This window comes from Acinetobacter sp. 1125_18A, from assembly GCF_052824985.1.
This window is the reverse complement of sequence record NZ_VTDG01000003.1, coordinates 515,782-538,228: the sequence shown is the minus strand read 5'-3', so window position 1 is coordinate 538,228 and position 22,447 is coordinate 515,782. Positions and strand designations below refer to the sequence as shown.

General features: G+C 33.1%; 29 protein-coding genes, 1 tRNA gene and 3 pseudogenes. 19 read left to right on the top strand and 14 right to left on the bottom strand.

Going from position 1 to position 22,447, the window contains the following annotated elements; genetic code table 11:
- The 11 genes and pseudogenes from FY049_RS08190 to FY049_RS08140 all read left to right on the top strand — a co-directional run.
- Window positions 1-329: pseudogene (locus FY049_RS08190) on the top strand (helix-turn-helix domain-containing protein); the annotation flags it as partial.
- Window positions 307-585 (top strand): annotated as a pseudogene (locus FY049_RS08185) (DUF559 domain-containing protein); the annotation flags it as partial. The pseudogenes FY049_RS08190 and FY049_RS08185, both read left to right, overlap by 23 nt.
- A 1-nt stretch (window position 586) precedes the next feature.
- Window positions 587-1,276, top strand: a complete 690-nt coding sequence (locus tag FY049_RS08180; RefSeq protein ID WP_446083492.1) for a hypothetical protein — start codon at window positions 587-589, stop codon at window positions 1,274-1,276.
- Window positions 1,277-1,785: 509 nt separating this feature from the next.
- Window positions 1,786-1,962, top strand: a complete 177-nt coding sequence (locus FY049_RS08175) for a hypothetical protein (RefSeq protein WP_446083491.1) — start codon at window positions 1,786-1,788, stop codon at window positions 1,960-1,962.
- Window positions 1,963-2,179: 217 nt separating this feature from the next.
- Window positions 2,180-2,374, top strand: a complete 195-nt coding sequence (locus tag FY049_RS08170; protein ID WP_446083490.1) for a hypothetical protein — start codon at window positions 2,180-2,182, stop codon at window positions 2,372-2,374.
- A gap of 74 nt (window positions 2,375-2,448) precedes the next feature.
- Window positions 2,449-2,742 carry a hypothetical protein gene (locus tag FY049_RS08165; RefSeq protein WP_446083489.1) on the top strand — a complete coding sequence of 98 codons (294 nt, stop codon included), beginning with the start codon at window positions 2,449-2,451 and terminating at the stop codon, window positions 2,740-2,742.
- Between the two features lie 166 nt (window positions 2,743-2,908).
- Window positions 2,909-3,301: a hypothetical protein gene (locus FY049_RS08160; RefSeq protein ID WP_446083488.1), complete on the top strand. Its 393-nt coding sequence runs from the start codon at window positions 2,909-2,911 to the stop codon at window positions 3,299-3,301.
- Between the two features lie 42 nt (window positions 3,302-3,343).
- Window positions 3,344-3,820, top strand: a complete 477-nt coding sequence (locus tag FY049_RS08155; RefSeq protein WP_446083487.1) for a hypothetical protein — start codon at window positions 3,344-3,346, stop codon at window positions 3,818-3,820.
- Window positions 3,780-4,400, top strand: a complete 621-nt coding sequence (locus FY049_RS08150) for a putative metallopeptidase (protein ID WP_446083486.1) — start codon at window positions 3,780-3,782, stop codon at window positions 4,398-4,400. The genes FY049_RS08155 and FY049_RS08150 overlap by 41 nt, the downstream gene beginning before the upstream one ends.
- A gap of 109 nt (window positions 4,401-4,509) precedes the next feature.
- On the top strand, window positions 4,510-4,800 hold the full coding sequence (locus FY049_RS08145) for a DUF6527 family protein (RefSeq protein ID WP_446083502.1): 291 nt from the start codon (window positions 4,510-4,512) through the stop codon (window positions 4,798-4,800).
- The gene (locus FY049_RS08140) at window positions 4,800-5,168 is read left to right on the top strand and encodes a hypothetical protein (protein WP_446083485.1); all 369 of its coding nucleotides are present in this window, start codon (window positions 4,800-4,802) and stop codon (window positions 5,166-5,168) included. The genes FY049_RS08145 and FY049_RS08140 overlap by 1 nt, the downstream gene beginning before the upstream one ends.
- A gap of 400 nt (window positions 5,169-5,568) precedes the next feature.
- Here the strand turns inward: FY049_RS08140 and FY049_RS08135 are convergent, their stop codons facing one another.
- From FY049_RS08135 to FY049_RS08095, 9 genes are all read right to left on the bottom strand, one after another.
- A complete protein-coding gene (locus tag FY049_RS08135; RefSeq protein ID WP_446083484.1) occupies window positions 5,569-5,880 on the bottom strand; it encodes a hypothetical protein in 312 nt (103 codons plus the stop codon).
- A 497-nt stretch (window positions 5,881-6,377) separates the two neighbouring features.
- Window positions 6,378-6,917 (bottom strand): DUF2799 domain-containing protein, encoded by a 540-nt coding sequence (locus FY049_RS08130; RefSeq protein ID WP_446083483.1) that lies wholly within the window; start codon window positions 6,915-6,917, stop codon window positions 6,378-6,380.
- 276 nt (window positions 6,918-7,193) lie between these two features.
- The gene (locus FY049_RS08125; protein ID WP_446083482.1) at window positions 7,194-7,580 is read right to left on the bottom strand and encodes a hypothetical protein; all 387 of its coding nucleotides are present in this window, start codon (window positions 7,578-7,580) and stop codon (window positions 7,194-7,196) included.
- Between the two features lie 408 nt (window positions 7,581-7,988).
- Entirely contained in the window at window positions 7,989-8,648 is a 660-nt protein-coding gene (locus tag FY049_RS08120) for a C39 family peptidase (RefSeq protein WP_446083481.1), read from the bottom strand.
- Window positions 8,638-8,961 carry a hypothetical protein gene (locus tag FY049_RS08115; RefSeq protein ID WP_446083480.1) on the bottom strand — a complete coding sequence of 108 codons (324 nt, stop codon included), beginning with the start codon at window positions 8,959-8,961 and terminating at the stop codon, window positions 8,638-8,640. The genes FY049_RS08120 and FY049_RS08115 overlap by 11 nt, the downstream gene beginning before the upstream one ends.
- Before the next feature lie 88 nt (window positions 8,962-9,049).
- The gene (locus FY049_RS08110; RefSeq protein ID WP_446083479.1) at window positions 9,050-9,385 is read right to left on the bottom strand and encodes a hypothetical protein; all 336 of its coding nucleotides are present in this window, start codon (window positions 9,383-9,385) and stop codon (window positions 9,050-9,052) included.
- 58 nt (window positions 9,386-9,443) lie between these two features.
- Window positions 9,444-10,319, bottom strand: a complete 876-nt coding sequence (locus FY049_RS08105; protein WP_446083478.1) for a hypothetical protein — start codon at window positions 10,317-10,319, stop codon at window positions 9,444-9,446.
- Window positions 10,320-11,084: 765 nt separating this feature from the next.
- A tRNA-Ile gene (locus FY049_RS08100) sits at window positions 11,085-11,161 on the bottom strand.
- 745 nt (window positions 11,162-11,906) lie between these two features.
- The gene (locus FY049_RS08095; protein ID WP_171501877.1) at window positions 11,907-12,053 is read right to left on the bottom strand and encodes a hypothetical protein; all 147 of its coding nucleotides are present in this window, start codon (window positions 12,051-12,053) and stop codon (window positions 11,907-11,909) included.
- A 311-nt stretch (window positions 12,054-12,364) separates the two neighbouring features.
- Here FY049_RS08095 and FY049_RS08090 point away from each other — a divergent pair, with 311 nt between their 5' ends.
- Window positions 12,365-12,532 carry a hypothetical protein gene (locus FY049_RS08090; protein ID WP_004721030.1) on the top strand — a complete coding sequence of 56 codons (168 nt, stop codon included), beginning with the start codon at window positions 12,365-12,367 and terminating at the stop codon, window positions 12,530-12,532.
- A gap of 425 nt (window positions 12,533-12,957) precedes the next feature.
- A complete protein-coding gene (locus FY049_RS08085) occupies window positions 12,958-13,242 on the top strand; it encodes a hypothetical protein (protein ID WP_004721029.1) in 285 nt (94 codons plus the stop codon).
- A 115-nt stretch (window positions 13,243-13,357) separates the two neighbouring features.
- On the opposite strand, the gene FY049_RS08080 is transcribed toward FY049_RS08085, so the two are convergent.
- The 3 genes from FY049_RS08080 to FY049_RS08070 all read right to left on the bottom strand — a co-directional run bounded on the left by FY049_RS08080 (window position 13,358) and on the right by FY049_RS08070 (window position 15,804).
- Window positions 13,358-13,591 (bottom strand): DUF2171 domain-containing protein, encoded by a 234-nt coding sequence (locus FY049_RS08080; RefSeq protein ID WP_004721027.1) that lies wholly within the window; start codon window positions 13,589-13,591, stop codon window positions 13,358-13,360.
- Window positions 13,592-13,802: 211 nt separating this feature from the next.
- Window positions 13,803-14,909: an OmpW/AlkL family protein gene (locus tag FY049_RS08075; RefSeq protein WP_446083477.1), complete on the bottom strand. Its 1,107-nt coding sequence runs from the start codon at window positions 14,907-14,909 to the stop codon at window positions 13,803-13,805.
- A gap of 466 nt (window positions 14,910-15,375) precedes the next feature.
- A complete protein-coding gene (locus tag FY049_RS08070) occupies window positions 15,376-15,804 on the bottom strand; it encodes an MAPEG family protein (RefSeq protein ID WP_004721023.1) in 429 nt (142 codons plus the stop codon).
- 745 nt (window positions 15,805-16,549) lie between these two features.
- On the opposite strand from FY049_RS08070, the gene FY049_RS08065 reads away from it, so the two are divergent.
- Window positions 16,550-17,113, top strand: a complete 564-nt coding sequence (locus tag FY049_RS08065) for a 1-acyl-sn-glycerol-3-phosphate acyltransferase (protein WP_004721021.1) — start codon at window positions 16,550-16,552, stop codon at window positions 17,111-17,113.
- A 106-nt stretch (window positions 17,114-17,219) separates the two neighbouring features.
- A complete protein-coding gene (locus FY049_RS08060) occupies window positions 17,220-17,969 on the top strand; it encodes a YebC/PmpR family DNA-binding transcriptional regulator (protein WP_004821088.1) in 750 nt (249 codons plus the stop codon).
- Between the two features lie 54 nt (window positions 17,970-18,023).
- On the opposite strand, the pseudogene FY049_RS08055 reads toward FY049_RS08060, so the two are convergent.
- Window positions 18,024-18,497: pseudogene (locus tag FY049_RS08055) on the bottom strand (GrpB family protein).
- Between the two features lie 164 nt (window positions 18,498-18,661).
- Window positions 18,662-19,135: an Lrp/AsnC family transcriptional regulator gene (locus FY049_RS08050; RefSeq protein ID WP_004721004.1), complete on the bottom strand. Its 474-nt coding sequence runs from the start codon at window positions 19,133-19,135 to the stop codon at window positions 18,662-18,664.
- Window positions 19,136-19,434: 299 nt separating this feature from the next.
- On the opposite strand from FY049_RS08050, the gene FY049_RS08045 reads away from it, so the two are divergent.
- From FY049_RS08045 to FY049_RS08030, 4 genes are all read left to right on the top strand, one after another.
- The gene (locus FY049_RS08045) at window positions 19,435-20,217 is read left to right on the top strand and encodes a HesA/MoeB/ThiF family protein (RefSeq protein WP_333665426.1); all 783 of its coding nucleotides are present in this window, start codon (window positions 19,435-19,437) and stop codon (window positions 20,215-20,217) included.
- 39 nt (window positions 20,218-20,256) lie between these two features.
- A complete protein-coding gene (locus FY049_RS08040) occupies window positions 20,257-21,555 on the top strand; it encodes an ABC1 kinase family protein (protein ID WP_004721001.1) in 1,299 nt (432 codons plus the stop codon).
- Window positions 21,556-21,662: 107 nt separating this feature from the next.
- Window positions 21,663-22,043 carry a dihydroneopterin aldolase gene (folB, locus tag FY049_RS08035; protein WP_004720998.1) on the top strand — a complete coding sequence of 127 codons (381 nt, stop codon included), beginning with the start codon at window positions 21,663-21,665 and terminating at the stop codon, window positions 22,041-22,043.
- A complete protein-coding gene (locus FY049_RS08030) occupies window positions 22,000-22,431 on the top strand; it encodes a 2-amino-4-hydroxy-6-hydroxymethyldihydropteridine diphosphokinase (protein WP_016539512.1) in 432 nt (143 codons plus the stop codon). Before folB ends, FY049_RS08030 begins: the two co-directional genes overlap by 44 nt.
- Window positions 22,432-22,447 lie beyond the last annotated feature (16 nt).

Here is a 22,447-nt window from a genome sequence, read left to right as displayed (position 1 = left end):
TAAATAAAAAAGACTGGCTTTGTTTGAAAAAACTTCGTTCTGAATTAGATCAAGCCGATCCCACGGTAGTACCGAAATCGATTATCGAAGCAGGTTGGTTTGAACGTGAGAAAAAAGCATTCGAGCTTTTCAATGCTGGAAATAATCTTTGTGATGATCTATTGATTTACCACTTCGCTGACACACTTTTGAAAAACCGTCACAAATACGACAAAGCGCAAAATGGCAAATCAAGCGGTGAATCTGATTTAGTATTTTTCTCATCACCTCAACAGATTTACGTGTTTGCCAACAAACTCGCTCAACCAGTTAAGAGTTTTAAAAATTAGCTTTGAACAGGAATATAAATTCCATCCTAAACGTAAGTGGCGTGCTGATTTTCACATTATGGGCAAGAAGATATTGGTAGAAGTTGAAGGCGGTGTTTGGAGCGGTGGACGTCATACAAGGGGTAAGGGCTACATCAGTGACATGGAGAAATACAATGCTGCTGTGGTAATGGGTTTTCAAGTATTACGGTTTAGTACAGAGCAAGTGAAGTCAGGTTTAGCGGTTCAACAGATTGAGATGATGGTAGGGGAGTGACATGGTAGCTACAGCAAGTTTTGAAAAACATAGAGATATGACAATTACCCACGATTTACGCCGTTTGTTATTCAAGCCTAGTTCTTCACGAGTAGATTTTACACTTCTTGATTTAGCACAAAAAACAATGGATGGGTTTAAAGATGGGGTAAGCGGCCCTTCAAACTGTGGAAGTAAAGTAAATAGTGCAGCTTTAATGATGCAAGATATGGCTACAGAAGAATATGCAATGTTATGGGCTTTAGTTCGTTCAATTAATCCAATGGATAGACATTTCGCTTTATTGCATAACTTGCTTACCAGTGAGATCCGTTTAAAGTTTCAAGCTGATGGATTTAAAACAAAACAAATAACAACTAAGGAAGCAGCAAAAGGGGTTGCACGTTCAGCTTTGATTCAATTTTTATTTAAGCGAGGATTGTGCACCAAATGTAATGGCAAAGGTTTTATCTTTTCTAAAGTGGATCGTAAGCACATTGATTGTAGTAAGTGTGAGGGTAAAAAAGAGAATGCTTATAACCAATCTGAAAGACACAGAATTTCTGGCCTCACAATCAAACGGCAGTCATATATAGAAAGTTATTCTAAATATGAAAAAGTTGCCTTAGATGTTTTGTTTGATTGGCGTATAGATCTAGATGCACATTTAAGGGGGCATTTCTTTAAAATTGCAGAAGAATACGATTTATGATTGCATACCTGCAAAATTAGGGGTATATTTTCCCATACTGGTCGTATTACGGTTCATCCGAGACCAAGCAAGTTTAAGTCAGTTGTGGTAGACATGATTTAAAACACTGGTGAAGCGTCAACTTCATCAATTTAAAGAGCTCACAGAAATGTGGGCTTTTTGTTGTCTACAGAAAACACACTATGTTTTTTAATGTTTAATATTTCGATTGTTTTAAACATTATTACATTTATCTATTTTTATTGATTTTTTTACTTTCAAATATGTATTTAATTTTTCAAAAAAATAGTTTTAGTTTGCATAATTAATCAATTTATGTAGAATGCGCCAAGTTTTTTGGGGTGTTTTATGTGGAATTTCATCAAAAGTTTTAATTGTATTAATACATATTTGTTTTTATCCTTGATATTGCTAGCTTTTGCGATAGGAATACATTTCCTTTAATTTATATTTTAGACGAATCAATAAAAAAATTAATGTTAAACTCCCACCGAAAAATAGGAAAACACATGAATATTTGCATCGGTGGCGAACAGAACGGTCAAGTTGTAGAGAAGAGTCCAAACGATTACTTTCAGCAGTCAATCGTAATTGGTGAAAAGACATATAAATTTTGGTTTTCAGATAAAGTAAGTTTTCATGATGCGTTTGTCGAAGCTGAGAAGCTGGCAAGGCAGGGATGTTAAAATGAGTGGATTTTCATCTAAGTTCCTCAATAATGCTTAATCTTCATGATATTTGTTACACTATAACATTACATTTTCTTATGGGGTCTGGTTATAATCATTCTGTGCTTGACTCGCACATTTTTGTTTCCCTTTTTTGAAACCCACCGAAAGGTGGTTTTTTTATATTGACGAAATAATTTATAAAACTTTCTAAAATTAACAACAAGGGAAGTAAATGAAAAATTTACATTGGTATTCTTTTTTCTGGATCTTTGGAATTTTGAGTTTTGGATCTGGTATTGGTGATATGGCTGCTGCCGGTGAAATCAATTATAAATTTCTAATTTTTGCAGCTATAGCTTTCTGTGCATTTGTGCATGGAATGTATAAAAGATATAAATTATTTAAGAATACTCAAATTAATAGTTAAGGTGTTTAATTTCAAAGGGCACTTAGCTATCATTTTTACGTCTAAATTTAAGCTGCTATTTAAGTACTATGTCTATGCTTGAAATCTATAAATACCGTTACACACAAATTAGTATATTTGGTTCTTTACCAACATATAAGGTTTTTACAAGCAGTAGTGGCGATAAGGCAAAATGGGTTTTTGCAGATAATACTTTTATTTATGGAAATGTTTCAGATTGGGCTTTGAGTCATTCAGGACTAGATTCAGGAAAATCATCGTGGCTTGAAGAGCCTAGATTAATATTGGAAGTTGAAAAAAGAAGATTAAGTTTATACAAAGCTTCTCATCCGGATTTTAAAACTGAACTGTTTATTGGAGAGGGTTAGATTAACCAAGAATACAGTAATTTCTTTTCGGTAATGGAATGTCGGAAGTGTGGGAAGGAGGATCAAAATTTTATTAAATACGAATAATATTTATTATCATTGATGATGTTTAATATTTTAGTTTAGCTTACAATTATTGAGCCTTGACAATAATAGAAGTCTTAAAATGAAATTAAATTTTTACCTTGCAAGTATTGCTGGAATCTACTTAAGTATGATGATTCTAACAGCTATTGTGGAATTTGGTATATGGAATCAAACCCCTTTGCAATATGAAATGATTGGAACAATAGCAGGGGTATTGGTGCTACTTCTTGGCTTAATTAGCATAGGATATTTTAATTCGAAATTTGCACCAATGGATAAGTTTAAACAGAGTTTAAATGCACACTGCTTATTTGTTTTAATTATGTTTGTTGGAGATGTATTGTACAGTGAATCCAGCATATTGATTATTGTGCTAAGAAATTTAGGTTACTTGGTTGCTTTGCAATTGGGCGCATATATTTTTAAAAGGCTTAACCCTGAATTATCAAAAATACCAAATTATAAAATGTAGTCATAAACCTCCTTCGGGAGGTTTTTTATTGGAGATTCCTTTATGGAAATTAACCAATACACCAACCTCACTAAAAAGAAGCCACTTAAAACAAAACCAAGAACAAGACCTTTACCTAAGGCAAAAGAAGCATACCTAGAAGCATTTGAAGACTTTGAGCAATCGCTGAATGTATTAAAAATTAAGTATGAGAAACTATTCCAATTTGAATCAACAAAACATTGGCGTTTTGATTTTCATCTTATTGAGCACAGAATTTTAGTTGAAATTTCTGGTGGACCTTGGTCGGGTGGTCGCAAAGGTAAGCTAAAAGATAAAGCTTGGAGTATGGATCGTTACGATGTTGCCGCCGATATGGGTTACACCATTGTAAGAATAGAGTCAGCCAATAGATATAAGATTGATGAATTTGGCCAAATGCAAATTGAATCTAATCAAGCTTCCCAGTGGCTTAAGAATTTGAAGAGGCATATTTTCAATGGAACAGATCAGACCATTTCCACCAACAGAACTGATTGATCAAGCTGAGGAAGAAGAAGCGATTCGCTTGGCACCTGCAGCAGATCTAAAAGAATGGGTGGTAACCAACTTTCTTACGCTTGGCGGTGCACTTCATAATCCCGACCATGACCACATAGCAGAGCTATTACATGATGATGAAACCTTTTTAGCTTTCGCATGGGCGTCATCTGCCGCCGTTGCTAAAAAGCGTATGGTATTAGGGCAGTGTGAAAAGGTCATGTTTAATCAAGGTGGTTGGCGTAAAGCTCGGCAAGAGCAGCAAATGCGCGACTGGTTTGGATTTGTACCTATATATCTCATTACTGTAGATGCAAGCTTTTGCGAACGTGCAAACGATCGTGAATTTTGCGCTTTGATTGAGCATGAGCTATATCACATTGGTGTAGAGCGTGACGAAGATGGGGAAACTCTCTACAGTGATCACACTGGCTTACCAAAACATTATTTAGCTGGCCATGATGTAGAAGAGTTTATCCCACCTCGTCCATTTATGGGGATTTCTGTTGATGATTCACAAGAAATACTCTTTGAAATTGAAGAATATTTATACAAGGTTTTAACTGATGCAAAACATTGATAACTATTTTGCGCTTGAAGAGGATATTTTGAAGCGCATTAAAACTGAACTACCTGATATTGATGAAGTTGTTACGCCGTTCAATGTGGATGATCTTTTTGAATGTCTAATTGGTGATGTGGGTATAGGCATTATCTATGTTGGTGACCGCATCTACTTCATTGAATGTCCTGGCTGTAATTATCTTCATCCCTTACATGTTAGTCCACAGCATAAAATACGTTGGGAGTTTGATGGGAATTTTGATAAGCTAACTTTTAGCCCAAGTTTGATGGTCAACAGTGGTCATGCAAATCAATGTCATTCATTTATTAGAAATGGTCAGATTCAATTTCTCTCTGATTGCCATCATCAATTGGCTGGTCAAACTGTTGATCTGCCAGAAGTTGAGGAACTCTAATGCCAATAGCCACAATCTTATGGAAGTATAAAAAATGGATCGCAGTCGCGGTCTTTATTTTTTTATACCTGGTGCAAATCGCCTATACCAATCATCTGAGTGGAAAACTACAAGAAGCTGAACAGGAATGTACAGCCAAGATGCAAAAAATTAAAGATGATCAGCAAAAGGCATTAATAGACAAGCAAAACAAAATAAACAAAGTGAGCGCAGATTATGAGCAACTTAAATCAGAACAACGTGTTATCACAGAAACCAAAATACGTGAAGTGCAAAAGATCATTACTAAGCCTGTCTATAGCAATTATTGTATTGATGATGACGGCTTGCGTATCATCAACTCACTTATCACCGACGATACCAGCTAACTTGGTTGTTCCTTGCCCTAAACTCTTAAAACTCGAGTCAGGGCAGGGCAGAGAAATCACGCTATGGATTATTGATACTGTTGCTAAATACAATGAGTGTAGTGCTTTGAATGAGGTGAAGAATAAACTTAACCAAGTCTAGATACATATTAGAATTTCATTTTCTTGAAAATAAAAAATGAATATTCAAAGCAAATGATACTGGTAATATGTAAATCAAAATAACTTTAATTGTACCTATAATATCGTTGTCTTCGGGAATAATAATTTTAATAACAAATAGACTCACCATTGATAAGGTAAAAAAAGATATGATAAATTGAATAGAAAATTTTTTCATTTATACCTTCATTACTAAATTTTATAAAAATAATATATGAGTTTTAACTATTTAAATATATTATATTATAAATGAAATAGCTAATAAAATTAGAGGGATAAAAGGCAGATAAAAACTTAGGCTTGAGGTTTTAGTGGTTTTTACCTTTTTAACAAATAGCTTTGTTATTGGGAGATTCCAACCCAAACCTATCATCTGGCTCCAAAGAATCCAAAAAATAAAGAATGCGAAAGATCGTAAAATACCCCCTAAACTAAATGATTCAAACAATGCAATCAAACTAATTCCGAAAAGTGATGCTCCAAAAAAAAATCCAAACCATGATTTTATAAGGTGGTTATCTTTGGACTTTTTTAATGATAACGTATTCATGTTCAATTTTTCATGATAATTAAGAATTATTATCAACTATATCAAATGTAGTTAATTTAGAAAAATTAAAAATAATTTAATTCAAATTTTAATTTTGTAATAATATTTATATGAATATAATCAGTTGCTTATTCTAAACAGACTGTTTTAAAACATACTTGATAAAATGATTCTTTGAGAATATATCTCGATACATTGATCACTTAATATCTTTGTAAGAGCATGGCTTTACGGAATATTAGCTTTACAACTAATAAAAACGCAGCTGATGCAGAAAAATTGATTGAAGCATGGCCCTCTGAGTGAGGGCTAATTCGCATAAGGCCCGCTATGTTAAATGGACGGAAAATTTCATGGTGTTCGGAGTTATCATAAACTGTATTATGTTAATTTTAGCTATTCTAAACAGGGGCTATCGTTCCATGCCTTTGGATTTTGATTCTATAGGCATACATGGATTTAGAAAGAAATTATCAATTATTTAAAATAAAATTTATTTATAAATTATTACGGAACTTAAATTGTTGTAAATTAAATAAAGCCATTTGGTATTTTGAATTACTGTTATCTCTTTGATTTTTTAATTCATCATACTTCTGTTTGTAGTTTTGATTTTCTATATCTGTATTATTTTTTTGGTTTAGATTACTTATATGTTGTTCAAATTTACTTGAATCTGACTCATATTTTTTTTTCGCTTCATAATAATCTTTAGCTACATTGTAGTACGGTATTAATTCTAAACGATACTCACTAGGACATACTCGATAGTCTCCACGTCCAACTTGCGCTTCTGCAAAAATATTTTTTGCCTGACAATAATTTTCTAATCCCATGCGATAGCCATGTTCATATTCAGACTGGTTAGGAATTATATTTATTTTATTACAAGCCTTATGATATGTTGCTAGTCTTGAATATTGTCCATTACTGCCATCTTCTTCCCCCTTAATAAACCAATTTGCGGTTTGACATTCTTGAGGAGACATCGATGCACATCCTGACAATAGAAAAATACTTCCTAAAGTAAATTTCATTTTAGTTTTATCCTATGAAAATATGAATACTCATGAATATAGAGTAGAATTTATTACTTTTCTATAAAATCTAAAATTAACATAATACAGCTTATGCGAAACTATAGATATTTTCATATCAATAACCGAAAGATACCTTGCCCTAAACTATTAAAACTCGAGTCAGGACAGAGTAAAGAAATCACACTTTGGATCATTGATAATGTTGTAAAATACAATGAGTGTAGTGCTTTGAATGATGCGAAGAATTTACTCATTCATTAGCATTTGAATATATTAACTTTTATTATTATATTGATTTGAAAAAGGAGGGTTAAGCTTGCTTAACTGTTTACTGTACTCTTTAGTTGAAATAAGTCCTCGATCTTTTGCCTTGTTTAAATACTGCATATGTTTCTGATTTTCAATGGATTTTAATGCATTCATATCATTTCTTTTTAAATAATATTGGGTTTTTTCATAGTTATTCATACTAGATGTATGTAATGATTCCTCATGAACTCTAAGAGCATTTTCATATCGTTGTTTTTTTAATAACTCATCTTGCATTTTTTTAAATGCAAAGAAATCTACATTAGGAGTGCTTTCCATTTTAATTTTATTTTGTTCAGAGTTGAACATTATTGATTCTTCTTTTGAATAAGGGTTAGCAAAAACTTGCATTGTAAATACTTGTCCACAAAGCATAAAAGAGTAGAGGCAATTTTTAATCATCGATAATATCTCTAAATAAAGCTTTTTATAATATAACCCAATAATTTCTTTTGTAGAATATCTTATACATGTGTTTAAAACAACTTCAACTTAATTTAGTGCAAAATCCGATGGACACGCAGCTGATGCAGAAAGATTGATGGAGGAGTGGCCCTCTGAGTGAGGGCTAATTCGCATAACGGCTATTAGGTTAGTTTTAGGAAAACTTAATGTTCATAGTGTCTAGTGGTTTATCTAGCACAGGAAAAACAACTTTATGTCCGGCTTTAATAAAAAAGATAAGATTCAGTTATATTCGAATTGATGAAATTAAATTTGCAATTCAAAAATCTCATAACTCTTTTGAAAAAAATTGAGCTAACGTTGAGATGCTAAGAATTTAATTGCCTGAGTTGTAGGTTGCTTAATATCTTTTGTAAAAAAAAATGGATTAGATGATTGATTTTTAAGAATAATAACAAGAATTTTTCCTTTTAAATGGTCGTCTGATCGAGTCTCCCACATTTCTTGAAATTGATACTTACTTAATACCCTTTGTCCGAGGGATGGATCTGAGATTCTAACAAAATTATGATCAATTCCAGATATGACAGTGAAATGATCACTTTTACGATGTTTGATATATGCAATGACTGGAATTTTTAAACTTTGCAAGGTCTCTAGTGATACAGCATAACCTTTTGATTGAAAGCCTAATTTATCTAATGTCTTTTGCATATCATCAAAAGATGCCATAAGGTCACCTTTATCCATCATTTTTAATACTTCTTCTTCAGTTATTTTTTTGTTGTAGTATCCAGTGAGTAAGGTTGCAATAGAAGCAGCACCACAAGAGAAATCCAAGTTTTGTTTTATAATATTTTTATCACGAATTTCTTTCCATGATTGAACTTTAATTTCATTGTGATATGAATTAAAAAATATATCTGGATTAGCGTAAACTACCACTGGACTTATAATACTAAGTATAAATATTTTAGTAAAAAATATTGTAAAAATATAAAAATTAAGGTTCATATTCACGCAGAGGAAGTATTAAAGCATCGAATTTATCTAAAAAGAACCAACGAAAAATTAGTAGCGTGAAGAATATATTTCCTAGTAAATACATATCATTATTATATAAGGCTACTTGACATCCAACTATAACTATAGAAGTTATGGCTGATAGTAATAAACTAGATTCTACATAACATCCACAATGCTCACATTTATATGGATTCGACTTTTCAAATTTTAATGGATTAATAACAGGATATTTACAACAAGGGCATTTTCTTTTAATAAATTTTTTTACAAAGAAATTTTCTTGTTTAAATATTTTATCCATCATTTCATCCAATTAAAATTTGAAAGAATTCATTAACTTCTTATTTATTCATGATAGAGACTTAATAAGAAGATTTTAGGAAATAACATTATTTTTTTAACATCTCTTTCAATGATCTAGAGGCCGTAAAAGTGCCATAAGCTAGAGATCCGCTAGAAATATAATGTTTAACGACTTGGCTAGTAACAAAACGTGAACCCACTGCCACTGCGACAGGTATGAATGGAACAAAAGCTCCTTTTGTATCTTCCATTTCTATATTGGATAATTCTAAAGCATGAATATTTTCAATCTGAGATAAATCAAAAACATCATTTAATTCTAATGTATTAACAGATGATAATTCGTTCGGTTCTTGCTGATCCATAGCCTGTACTGTAGGCATTATCGTTACAAGAGCTAAAGCTATCAGATATTTTTTCATTAAGTTCTCCACATTCTTGTTGGTTGTAAAAAATTATTTTTAAGTTAAATTTAATATATCAGAATCTTTTATTATAATTCAAGCGAATTTCATTTGAATTATTAAAATCCTGGCGAGATGTAGCTAATACATTTAAGTTTGATTGATCGTCCAAACCAAAGCCAATACCAAAACTATAATCAATACTGTTTTTTTGTTTTTCTACAGTGTTGCTATTTAGCTTTTGTGAACCTATAGTTTTAAAGTTTAAGCCAGCGATCAGTGATATGCGATCGTTTGCAGCAAAGGCTAATTGAGGGTTGATAAAAAATAGATCAGCAGGTTTGTATTCATCTAAAGAGTTAATTTTTCTTTTTAAACTGTATTTATATCCTGTGGTAAAAGATAGGACAATTGGATCATAAGATCGATAAGTTGTAACCCCAAAACTCCAACTAGAAAAGTTTGTGTTTTTATCTTCTGCTTTTTCAAATAAAGTTGTTTCTATAAAACCTACTAGAGCTGGATACTTTGCATCTTGTAAGAATTGATAATTTAAACTTAAGGATACATATGCAAGATTGGTATCCGATTTTGACTTTTGTTCAGAATTAATATCTAAAAAACGATTAGAATTATAAATAAAATTAGATCTTAAATTTATATCTAAATCTTTAATTAAGCCATATTTGGCACCCAGTGTCGTAATCAAATATTCATTCTGAAGTTGCTCATTTTTGACATTAGTTGGAACATTAATGAAGGATGAGTCGGAAATTTGAACAGGAATATAACCTCCGAATTTTGTATCGTTAATTTTATTATTTCCATATACCACACCTGCTTCTAGTGTAAATTTCCCCTTATCAGAGATCAAGTTCTCAACAGTAAGAGGAAGATCTGAATGTGAAAGCTGACAAAAGCATAAAGAACATAAGCCAAGAATATTTTTCAATTTAAATCCTAGATTTTTATTGTATAAAACAGAAGTTTTTATATTAAAAGAGGTGCTTAGGTCAATAACTTTATAAGTGAAAGAAGTTAATCATGTCTGTTAAGTTTCAATAAAATGTAAAATTACAATGCATAGTAAATATATATATATGATTTTTTAATATTTATAGTTTTTTAAATTAACTCTTTTGTAATCCAAAAATAGAAATTTACGCTTCCTCCAAAGTGAAAATATCCGCTTTATAATATGCAAATACTAAGATAATTTTATTGGTTTTCACCCATAATAAGAGTTAACCTGTAGAAGTGGTAATGATTTTTTTGAATTAAACATATGTTTAAAAATTTAAATAAATAAATACATGTTTTAGATAATTCAAAGTAATTTAGTTTAAAAATAATTATTAAACTGCATACTAAAATGACAGTTTAATACCCAAAAATATTTTGAATGATTGGCATAGAGACCAGCTCTAACTGATCAACTTCGACATCAAGTAAGGTTAGGGCGCTTCGGGTGGGAATTTCGTAGTTTGAGCACATTTCTTATTCTCCAACCAAAAACAAACAATTCGTTATAAATACCATAACCTTGATATTGTTTGAAAGGTACACCAATTTGTAAAACGTATTTAATGTAAAAGTTGAGCCAGTTTTTCATTTTTTAGATAATACCTTATTTATTTTTATTGCTTACATAATGCTTACATGGTTATAGGCACAAAAAAACCACTTAGGATTAATGCACCTAAGTGGTTGTTTTATTTGGTGGGCCCACCCAGACTTGAACTGGGGACCAACGGATTATGAGTCCGCTGCTCTAACCAACTGAGCTACAGGCCCTTCATCAAGTGAATTGATTAATTATCAACTACTTGGAACGTGTGCAATACTATCTAAGATTTTAGAGTTTATCAAGTTTTTTTACAAGTAGACTGTAGAGAATAGCTTGATATAGTATTTAGCATCGCGACAGCTAGAGATTCTATATATGTCAACACCAAGAGTAAAGCTGACAAAAGACATTTATTGATCAATTGGATCTTAGATCTGCGATTTATCGAGACAATAAGTTGATTGGCTTTGTTGTACGTGTAAATAACAGCGATAAAACTTATATCGCTAAAAGAAAGTTCTTGGTGGATCTGTTTGCACAACTTCGGATTATATGGAAATATCAGTCTAGAGAAAGCGCATAACTTGGCACAGGAAAAATTGCAGCAAATGGCTCAAGGGATAAGTCTCAACCAAGAGAAAAAACACAAAATATCAGAGAGCAGTAACAACAATTAAATATCGAGAAAAAGAAGTCTACAGTAGCTAAAGCAAACGGAGCTTTTATAAATTACTTCAATTTAAAGTTTCTTCAAGCAAGATCAATCATGGGCTATACAATCAAAAATAGATCGTTTAAAAAGAGGGCGGTATTGAAATTGTGATTAGCATCTTAATTTAAGATTTTTTATTTTAAATAGAATTTTAATTAAATTCACTATTAGAAAAGCAAGGAAACACCTTGCTTTTCTTAATCTGCTTTAAACATTTTTGAAACGCTAAGCTCATAAAAATAGCTGCAAATTACTCTAACTTAGCCTTGCCAGCTCGCAAGCATATAGATCACAATCGCAAGTAAAAATAGACCCACTAAGAGTAAAATATATTTGGGGATTCTACGCTTTTCTTGTGCTTTTTCTGATCTTTCTTGAGCTGGTGATGTCTTGTTATCTTGTAGCATATTAACCTCTAAGATTTATCAAGTGATTAACTTATATGGTGGACTAATCCCATCAATACTGTGTGAATAAATGTTGTTCAAAAGTGATCAATGTGGATTAAGTGAAATTTTAAGTATTGAATAAAATGATACTTTAAAATATGGGTTAGTTATTTTAAAAATAAAAACATAGTGTTAATTGGTATTCTATATTGAGTTAAAATAAATAAGCATGACTTAAATTCACAAGAACTTACAACACTAAACAGCGAATAAAATAATCCATGTTATAAAGATAATCCTTATATTTATCGTTATATGGAGACGTGATTATGCCTATAGGAGATAAATCTGCATATACAGCAAAGCAGAAAAGACAAGCCCAACATATTTATGAAAGTGAGAAAAAACAAGGTCGTTCGGACGAAGATGCACAACGTATTGCTTGGGCGACCGTAAATAAGCAGGATGGAGGTGGGAAAAAATTACGCCACTCTTAGCTGATTCAATCCACCACGGTGGATTTTTTATTTGTTAAATAAACTGCTAAATTTGAAAAATTAAATAATAGAGTTATAAAGATGATTTTTAAAGTTTGCCTATAGGATTATCTGTGGTCGTTATTTAAAACATTACGCCGTTATTCATTACCCATATTACTACTCATAAATTCTAGAATAGAAAATATATCAACATGCAAACCGAACGAATATCAAAGTGTAATTTATTAGACAGATTTTAAAAAGCAAATTCTTAGATCAGCATGCCAATCAAAATACAATGATTGATGAAGGATCTAAATCAGAAATAAGGTTGCTCGATATCAATACAAAGCCATCAATACAAAACCAATAGTGATCACTTGAAAATTAGATCCTATCTCCTATAATAAGCTATCAAATGATAATGATATGTATTCTTGATTATGTTTAAAGGTAAAAGCTTCGATAATTTTTTAAAATTTAGCTTCTTTATGTTTATGGTTTTAACCTTTTGTGCGCTCGGCATGGCGATCTATGAGAAATTCATAGGTCAAGCAGATAAAATTGTTTTAGGTCCAGCCTTAACCTTTATGTTTTTTGCATTTTTTGCAAAATATCAATATGCAATTCAATACTGGGGCAAACGCCTCGATCTTATCAATGAAGGCGAAAGACAACGCCAATTAAGATTGGATGAAGATACGAAAGTCTTAAAAAATAAGATTTAATCAAATATAAAACGCTCGATGAAACTCATCGAGCGTTTTATATGGAATAAGTGTCAATTTACTTCAGAACGTGACACACATAAATTGAATAAAACTCAGTTGTAATAGGCAAAATCTATACTTCTAGCCAAGTGTCTTTAACCTCTTGAGAATCTTTAGTTAAGATCACTTTTTCGCCTTTTATCTCACCAACCCAAGATGTTGGGATGAGATGGTGATGTCCATCGCCATGTTTGGTCAGTTTGATTTGGTCTGCTCCAACAAGGTGATCTACCTCACCAACTTTGGTTCCACAAGACGCAATAACATCGGCATGATTCTTAATACTTTCAACATTGATAGAAGTCATTTGATACTTTCCTATTGAAATGTGATTTGAATATTTACCTTATATGAAATAGGTAGGTGAGTCTTGGTCTGAAATGAAAAGGCTACAAGACAGCCAAAATAATTACTTAATGAATTAAATTTTATACATGGTAATTTTTTGAAATTAATTATAAATGAAGCCATTACAGTATTTAAGTAACTGTAATGGCTTCAGGTTTTAACAGATAAACTTAGAAACGATAACCTACACCAAGGTAAGTGATCAGTGGGTCGATCTCAATTTTAGTTTTAGCCTGAATGAGCTTTGCATTGTTGTTGGTGTTTAGGACAGTAATGGTTGCCGTATTGTCTAACTTCGCATAAGAAATAGAGGCTGTAGCAAACCAGTTTTGTTTAAAGTCATAGGTAAAACCAGCAGTAACAATCGGAGCAATGGCATCAGTTGCATCTACTTTAACTTTCATGTTGCCGCTCGATGGCTTTCCTTCTAAAGAAGCACCTGCTTTACCATCATGAATGTTTTGAATCATATGTCCAGCACGTATCAAATCATTTTCAATTCCTGAATTGATTTCAATCTCGTTGAAGTAGGCATACATTAAACCAGCACCTACAAATGGTCTGAACTTATTGACACCAGATTTACCAAAATAGTACTGCGCTTGTATGGCAGGCGTCCAGGCTCTAGCAGATGCAGCAGTATTATAACTATCCAAATCTGTAATCAAAAGATTGTTTTTTAAATACAAATCGCCTACTAAGCCCTGAAGTGGCTGAGATGATGCTGAAAAGGGCGCATAGACAGTACCTTTCCCTTTTAGATCAACTTTTGGTGGAATCCCTGCAATCAATTGAACAGCAACATTGTCGGTGACATTATAAGTAAACATCATACCTAATGTGTCTACATCCTCAACTTCCAAACCAGCATCCGCTGACCAGTGAGCAATCCCATTGATTTCAGCAATTCCTGTTAATTGGTCGATTAAGGTTGGGTCGTCTGCCATGATTACATCCAGCAGGTCATCAAATAAATATCGTCCTTCTTCATTACTTGGTGCATTGAGCAAGCTAATTAGGTTGGGATCCATCGCATCAATACGAGATTGATCGACATTATTTAAAATGGTTTGGCCTGAAATTACACCCACAGCAGCTTTGGTACCATTACCCACAGAGGTATTAATCCTAAAAGGTTGTGATTTCCCCATTGATGACATATGTAACCAACCTGAAGAAACCGAGAAGCGTTTAAAATCTTCAGCTTGGCTTATTCCCGCTATACAAAAGAGTGAGGTTGTAACGATGGCTTTTTGAAAGATCTTTTTTGTTTTCACTTGAATTCATCCTTTTTAAATACAATCACTGTCTTCTTGACAATGAGATTATTAAAATTACATAAAACAACTAATAAGTAGAGTAAAAACTCTAATTTAAAAATAGCATTAAGACTTAAAAGTTAATTAATAGTGATTGAAAAGTAATATAAAAAACATAAAATCATAGAGTTGTTTGGAAATAATGTATTTTTAAGTATATTTTTCATATAAATAAAGTATTACAAAATAGTGACATAGTTTTACTTTTTGATAAATTTACTTTACTTTTGATTATATTAAAAAAATTACAGCATAGATTAGTAAATCTAAATTTAATTATTATTCATAGAATATTTTGGTGAATTATCGATATAAGTTGTATTATTTTTCCAACTATAAAATACAACTTATAAAGAAATTAACTATTATAAAATAGCGAATAAAGCATAAAATGATCAGTTAATGCCTATTGATTTGCATTTATTTAAAATCCAATACATGTGATTATGATTTGAATCGCCAAAATAATAAGACAGATTATTCCAACAGCATAAGAAATACTGCGCCATGGTTGCATTGCACTGAGATAGGTGATTGTATGTGTGATTCTTGCAATCGTAAAAATACAAAAGATCCAGACAATAAAATCACTACTTAGGTTTAATGCAATACAAAGCCCTCCAAACACCCAAAACACGGGAATATTTTCTAAATCATTTGCCCAAGCTTGGCTGGCTCTGGTTACTTGTGGCAGCTCTTCGGGTCGGGCTTGGACACTGACAAAATTAGCATCTTCGGCATTTTTAAACGCTTTATTCTTTATACGATAAAATCCTTGATAACAAGAGATTACAAGCATTTTAAAAAAAAGCAAAACCACACAAAATGCATAGATATGTAGTAGATTATTCATAGATCCCCATTTATTTTATATGCTTTAGATGTATTTAATTAAGTGTATCTATTTAAAGTGATTTTTTAACTTTGTCGAGCGAAATTTTTAGAAGCAGTTTTAATGCTTGATGGCTCTGATTTAATTTTTGGAGGGGAGGTAAAATAAAAATGAATGATTAGAAACTTAACCACAATTGAAAATTAATCAGGGGGGTCTAACAATCATCTAAGTTTTGAGTCAGTGAGAGCTGTTGCTGAATGTGTTGCGGTATACGATGATCTAGTCAGATTTGTGGCTATTGAGCGGGAATAGTATGCAGTGTTACTTTTTTCGTTTTTCTAAATAAATTTCAAATATGCTCCATGTGCAAATCAAAACAAAGACTAAGGCACTTACGCCAAATAGAGGCATCAACATATTGCAATCCTTTTGCAGGTAAAATTTTGAGCTTATGGCGCAATTAAGACTAAAGTCTAAATGATTTTAACAAGATAAAAAATATTGATTTGAGTCTTATTATTGAGATTATGATTTATATGGATGTTTTTTATGAAAAATTTATATTTCCGTTCTAGAGGAAGTTAGATGATATTGGTGTGTTTAACGATTTTCTATTTTAAACATACATTTCGGTGTAGCAAAACAAGTGTTTAAAATGACAAAAATAAATATACAAATGTAAAAAATAAGCACAATAGAGATTGTCTTTTTAAGCTTTTACTCGGACAATTCGCAAATTATGATTTTATGATGTTAGGTATTTATGAAAAAGATGTTGGGAGAACTTACTTTTAAGCTCTCAGGTTGGTCATATGAAGTTGATCAAAGTGTATTAGAAAAAAAACAAGTCATCATCGGTTTCGAACATACATCCATGATGGATGCTGTGTTGTCATTGGCAATTTTTCAAATTCATGACATTAAAATCCATACTTTAATTAAAAAAGAATTATTTAAAGGGCCGTTAAAACCGATTTTAGAAAAAATTGGTGGCATTCCTGTAGACCGTAAATCAAACAAAGACATCGTTTCACAAATGGTTGATCTGTTTCAGAGTAATGAAGAATTTAATTTGGTGATTGCGCCAGAAGCGACTCGCGCAGAACGTGGGCAAGCACGTAAACCGATCCGTACTGGTTTTTGGCATATCGCAAAAGCAGCTGGTGTTCCTATTGTTTTAATGTATGCAAACTCAAAAACAAAGCAGGGTGGGATCTTTGGAAAAATTTACCCAACAGATCTAGATCAAGACTTAGCAGAAATTAAACGTCTATATAAACAACATACAGGGCTCGATATTGTGATTCCTGAAGCAAAAAATTCTTAATTTGCATTAAATCTAAAAAATAAGCACTTTCTCATAAAAAAGTGCTTATGGTAGAATTGTCGCAATTTGATATGGCATAAAGCCAATCTACAGGAGCATATTTCGCATGGCGGGTCATTCCAAGTGGGCCAATATTAAGCATCGTAAAGCAAAACAAGATGCAAGTCGTGGTAAAGTCTTTACCAAATATATCCGTGAATTAACCACAGCAGCAAGACTTGGCGGTCCTGATGTGGGAAGTAACCCTCGTCTACGTGCTGTTGTCGAAAAAGCACTTTCAGTGAATATGACACGTGACACGATCAACCGTGCTATCCAACGTGGTGCTGGTGGTGAAGACAACGATGATTTAAAAGAAGTCACTTATGAAGGTTATGGTGTGGGTGGTGTTGCGGTTATCGTAGAAACCATGACAGATAACCTTAATCGTACTGTGCCTGATGTACGTCATTGTTTTTCTAAAACCAATGGTAACTTAGGTACTGCGGGTTCAGTGGCATACTTGTTTACCAAACGTGGTGAGATTACTTTTGAAGATGTTTCTTTGGAAGACAAAATCATGGACGTGGCTTTGGAAGCTGGCGCTGAAGATATCGAAGTAAATGAAGATGAAATCTTAGTGATCACTACACCAGAAAGTTTTGGTGATGTACAAGATGCTTTGACTGCTGCTGGTTTAAAATCTGATAATGCAGAAGTGGTTATGAGCCCATCAACAAAAGCATTGATTGCTGATGTGGATCAAGCAAAACTCATTGTGAAAATGATTGATATGTTTGAAGATCTTGATGATGTTCAAAACGTATATACTAACGTTGAATTCACAGATGAAGTATTGGCTGAATTAGACAGTTAAGTCTGATTTGAGTTGATAAAACGCACCTTTGGGTGCGTTTTTTATTGAGAGAATTTATTGCTGATTTAACACAGCGGAAATAAATTTATTTTTTTCAATCCGATAATCGATCATATCTAAATTTTCACAACGCTTTTTTAGATTATTGTACGTTTGCACTAGTTCAGGCTATTGCCTGAGTCGATCTCTAAACTTAATAAATGAGTCAAATTCAGAACCTTTGACAACCAGTTGAAAGGCGACATCATCACCATTGAGCGATTCCAACATACACAGTTGATCCGTTCTCAGTGTTGCTAATTTTTCTTGAAAATTTAAGCCATAAAGTTTTTGAATTGCATCATTAAATTCAGATTGATCCACTGCAATATAAATGTCTAAATCTCCTTTAGAGATTGCATTTGGAATCGAAGAGGCGCCAATGTGCTCAATCTCTGCATTGGTTAAAAGTGCTTTGATTTGAGTTTGATAATACGCAAACCGTGCATGACATAGTGGTTGATATTCTTCGGCTAAATAAAATCTCATAAAAAGATCCATTCAAATACAATGTGATATCTTTGATTTTTAAATTCTACTTATTTAAAACATCATAAAACCAATGTTTAAGACCAATGAGAGTAGCTTTGCTTCGTAAACTTTTAAGTCCATTCTATTCATCGTGTGGAAACTAAACGGACTCAATACATAATTTAAATTCGATTGAGTAGGCCAGTACAATTAAACACGCGTTTATATTCTTTAATCACAAAGCTTGAATGTAGTGCAACCACGTGCTCAATTTTACCAATACGTTTGAGTAAAATTTCACTGTAATTCTCCATATCTTTTGCGATAACTTCTACAAGGAAATCAGCAGTTTGCCCAGTCACTAAAAAGGCGTTAATCACTTCAGGGATGTTTTCGAGTTCTTCTAAAAATTTAGCAAAGGTATCAGTATCATGTTTACTTAGGGAAATTTGTAAAATGACATGTAATTTAAAGCCTAATTTTTCAAAATTAATATCACGCTTTAGATTGGTCATGATATCGGTTTCGATCAAGTGTTTGATACGACGATGGACAGAACTTACCGACAGGTTAATACGTTCTGACAATTCATTTAGATTGATGTCTTCATGGGTTAAAATTTCTAAAATTTGTTTGTCGTAACGATCCAATTCCATATTTTTATCCAGCTTGAAAAAATTTTCTGTATTAATGTAGATTGATTTTTATAGTTTTTCAATATTTGAATCATTTTTGAGAATAAATATCATAAAATGCTAGGTTATAGAAAAGGAATGAGTTTAAGTCTAACTGTATTCTGTGTTGAACCATATCATGATGATTTTGCAAATGACCTGTTGAAAACATTGAGCGAATTGCTAAAACTTAACCCAAAGGATTAAAGATTATTTTTAGTTATTGCTCCTCTATAAAATTTTTACTTTATACTGATTAAAATTGAAAAGTTTATCCACCAATGCTTGAACACGATCTAGAACTTACCGAATCTGAAATGCATCTCTATTCCCGTCAAATTCTGCTGGATGGTTGGGATATTGAGGCACAGGAAAAATTAAAACTCGCCAATGTGCTGATTGTTGGTTGCGGTGGAATAGGGTGTACCACTGCCGAATTGTTGGCGCGTGCAGGTGTTGGAAAAATTAGTCTGATCGATGCTGATACTGTAGAAATCAGTAATTTACAAAGACAAATTGCCTATATTGCGCAAGATGTCGGGTTTTATAAATCGGAGATCTTGGCCAAGAGATTGCAAACAATTAATCCTTTTATCCAAGTAGAAAGCTATACCAGTAAATTGGATGAAAATAATGCGCAGGCATTAATTGCTCAGCAAGATTTAGTCTTAGATGGTTGCGATAATTTTACTACCCGTTATCTGGTGAACCACATCTGTACCCAGCTGCATATCCCGCTGATTAGTGCATCTGCGATTGGTTTCCAAGGTCAGCTTTTTATGATTGAAGGTGACTCAGCTTGTTATGAATGCTTATTTCCCAAAGCGCAACAACATAATGAAAGTCTACGTTGTGCTGATTCAGGTGTATTGGCCACCACACCCAATGTCATGGCAAGTTTACAGGCACATCATGCACTTCTATATTTAGGTTTAGCAAAAACCCCATTGAAACAAAAACTGATGCTTTGGGATGGATTAACAATGAAACAACGAATTTTAGCCTTTGAAAAAGATAGAGATTGTACAAACTGTCAGGCAAGCCATACTGCAAATGCTGATTAATTTGCTACACTTATACAAATTCAATTTAATGTTGACATTATGAAAAATAATATCTTTTTAGATGGTCTGCGTTCAGTTGCCCGAGTTGGGGAAACTGCCGTTATCGCAGCCAAAGCTGGCATTAAATACGCCACTGAAAAACCAAGTAATGCCAAACTGATGCGTGAAACTTTTGAATCATTAGGCTCAACTTATATTAAATTGGGTCAATTTATTGCCAGTACACCATCTTTATTTCCTCGTGAATATGTTGAAGAGTTTCAAGGCTGTTTAGATCAAACGCCTTATTTACCTTTTAGCTATGTTCAAGACGTGTTGGAACAAGAATTTGCTGGACGTAATTTAAGTGAAATCTTTGCATCCATCGATGAAAAGCCTCTTGCTTCAGCGTCCATTGCTCAGGTTCATGCGGCCAAATTGGTGACCGGTGAAGATGTTGTAATTAAAGTGCAAAAACCAGGTGTAGAAACTATTCTTTATACCGATTTAAATGTATTGCATTGGGCAACAAAGGTGTTGGAAAAAGCAATTCCAAAAGTAAAATTCGCTTCATTAGCCGATATTGTTGATGAAATTAAAACACGGATGGTACGTGAAGTTGATTTTATTGAAGAAGCACAAAATTTAGATGATTTTGTGAATTATCTCAATGTGTCGCAAAACACTGCAGCAACAGCACCAAAGGTCTATCATCAATTTTCAACACGTCGTGTACTTACCATGCAACGCTTGTATGGTGTGCCACTGACTGATTTTGATGTGGTGAGAAAGGTTGCGAAAGATCCATCTCAAGTGCTGATTACCGCCATGAATACTTGGTTTGGTAGTTTGATGTTATGCCAGTCTTTCCATGCTGATTTGCATGCAGGTAATCTGATGTTGCTTGAAGATGGCCGTATTGGTTTTATTGATTTTGGTATCGTTGGACAGTTAAAACCTGAAGTTTGGCAAGCATGTATGGCATTTATGGATGCTTTGCAAAAGACTGATTACAAGTTGATGGCTGAAAATATGTTGGGTATGGGCATGACCAGTACTCAAGTCGACACTCAGGTTTTGGCAGAAGATTTAGAACGTTTATTTAGTGGTGTACTGCTTGCGGATCCACAAAAAATTATGACGTCAAACCCATCTGATTTAAATGACATCATGATGGATATGGTGGGTGTGGGCGAGCGTCATGGTATTCGTTTCCCTCGTGACTTTGCCTTATTATTTAAGCAAATGCTCTATTTTGATCGTTTTATGCGTGTCCTTGCGCCATATACCGATATTTATGCTGACCAACGTTTACAGATGGTGCAAAATATTGATCCTGTGTCGCTGTTAAAACATTGATATAGATGTTTCCCCTTTGTGAAAAGCTGGCTGAGTTTGATTGTAAAATCTTACTTGGCCCTTTTTAAAAGGGCATTTTTTATTTAAATTGAGAATTTATAAACGTCATGGATGCAATTATCATTGAAGGGTTGAAAGTTGAGACGGTGATTGGCTGCTTCAATTGGGAACGGCAAATTATCCAACCTTTAATGTTGGATCTCCACATTCAAACCAGTTTAGAACAAGCGTCTAACTCAGATGAATTGGTCGATACGTTGAACTATGCTGAAATTTGTGAAATTTCTGCCAAAGTGATTCAGGATGCTGCGCCAAAATTGATCGAACATGCAGCCAAATTGGTGTTGAATACGCTTTTCTCTACCTTTCCGCCTATTGAATCGATTATGATTACGATCCGTAAGCCTGCCATTATCCCGCAAGCAAATTCTGTAGGAATTCGTCTTGAACGACACCGAAATGATATTCGCCCTAGCTCTAGCGAGTAATCGCGATCCACAACAAAATTTTCAAAAAGCATTTGCTCAGATTGCCCATTTGGGAATGGTGTCATTTTCTCCAATCTATTTAATTCCATGCCGTGATGGAATTGGTGCAGATTATTGGAATGCTGCATGTTTGGTTCAAAGCCAGCTGTCTGTAGATGAAATGCTATCTTTATTAAAAAAGATGGAAGCAGACTCAGGTCGTGTACGCCCATCACATCAAATTTCCTTGGATATTGATCTCATTGCATGGGGATCTCATTTAACTGCAATGCAATTTAATCCAAAGAAACTACCATTGGCGTTGGATGTTAAAGTGCCGATGTCTGATCTTTGGGAAGATGCATTATTCAAACATTCCGCAGATCAATTTCCAGTTATCATTTTATAGTCTTTAAAATAAATAG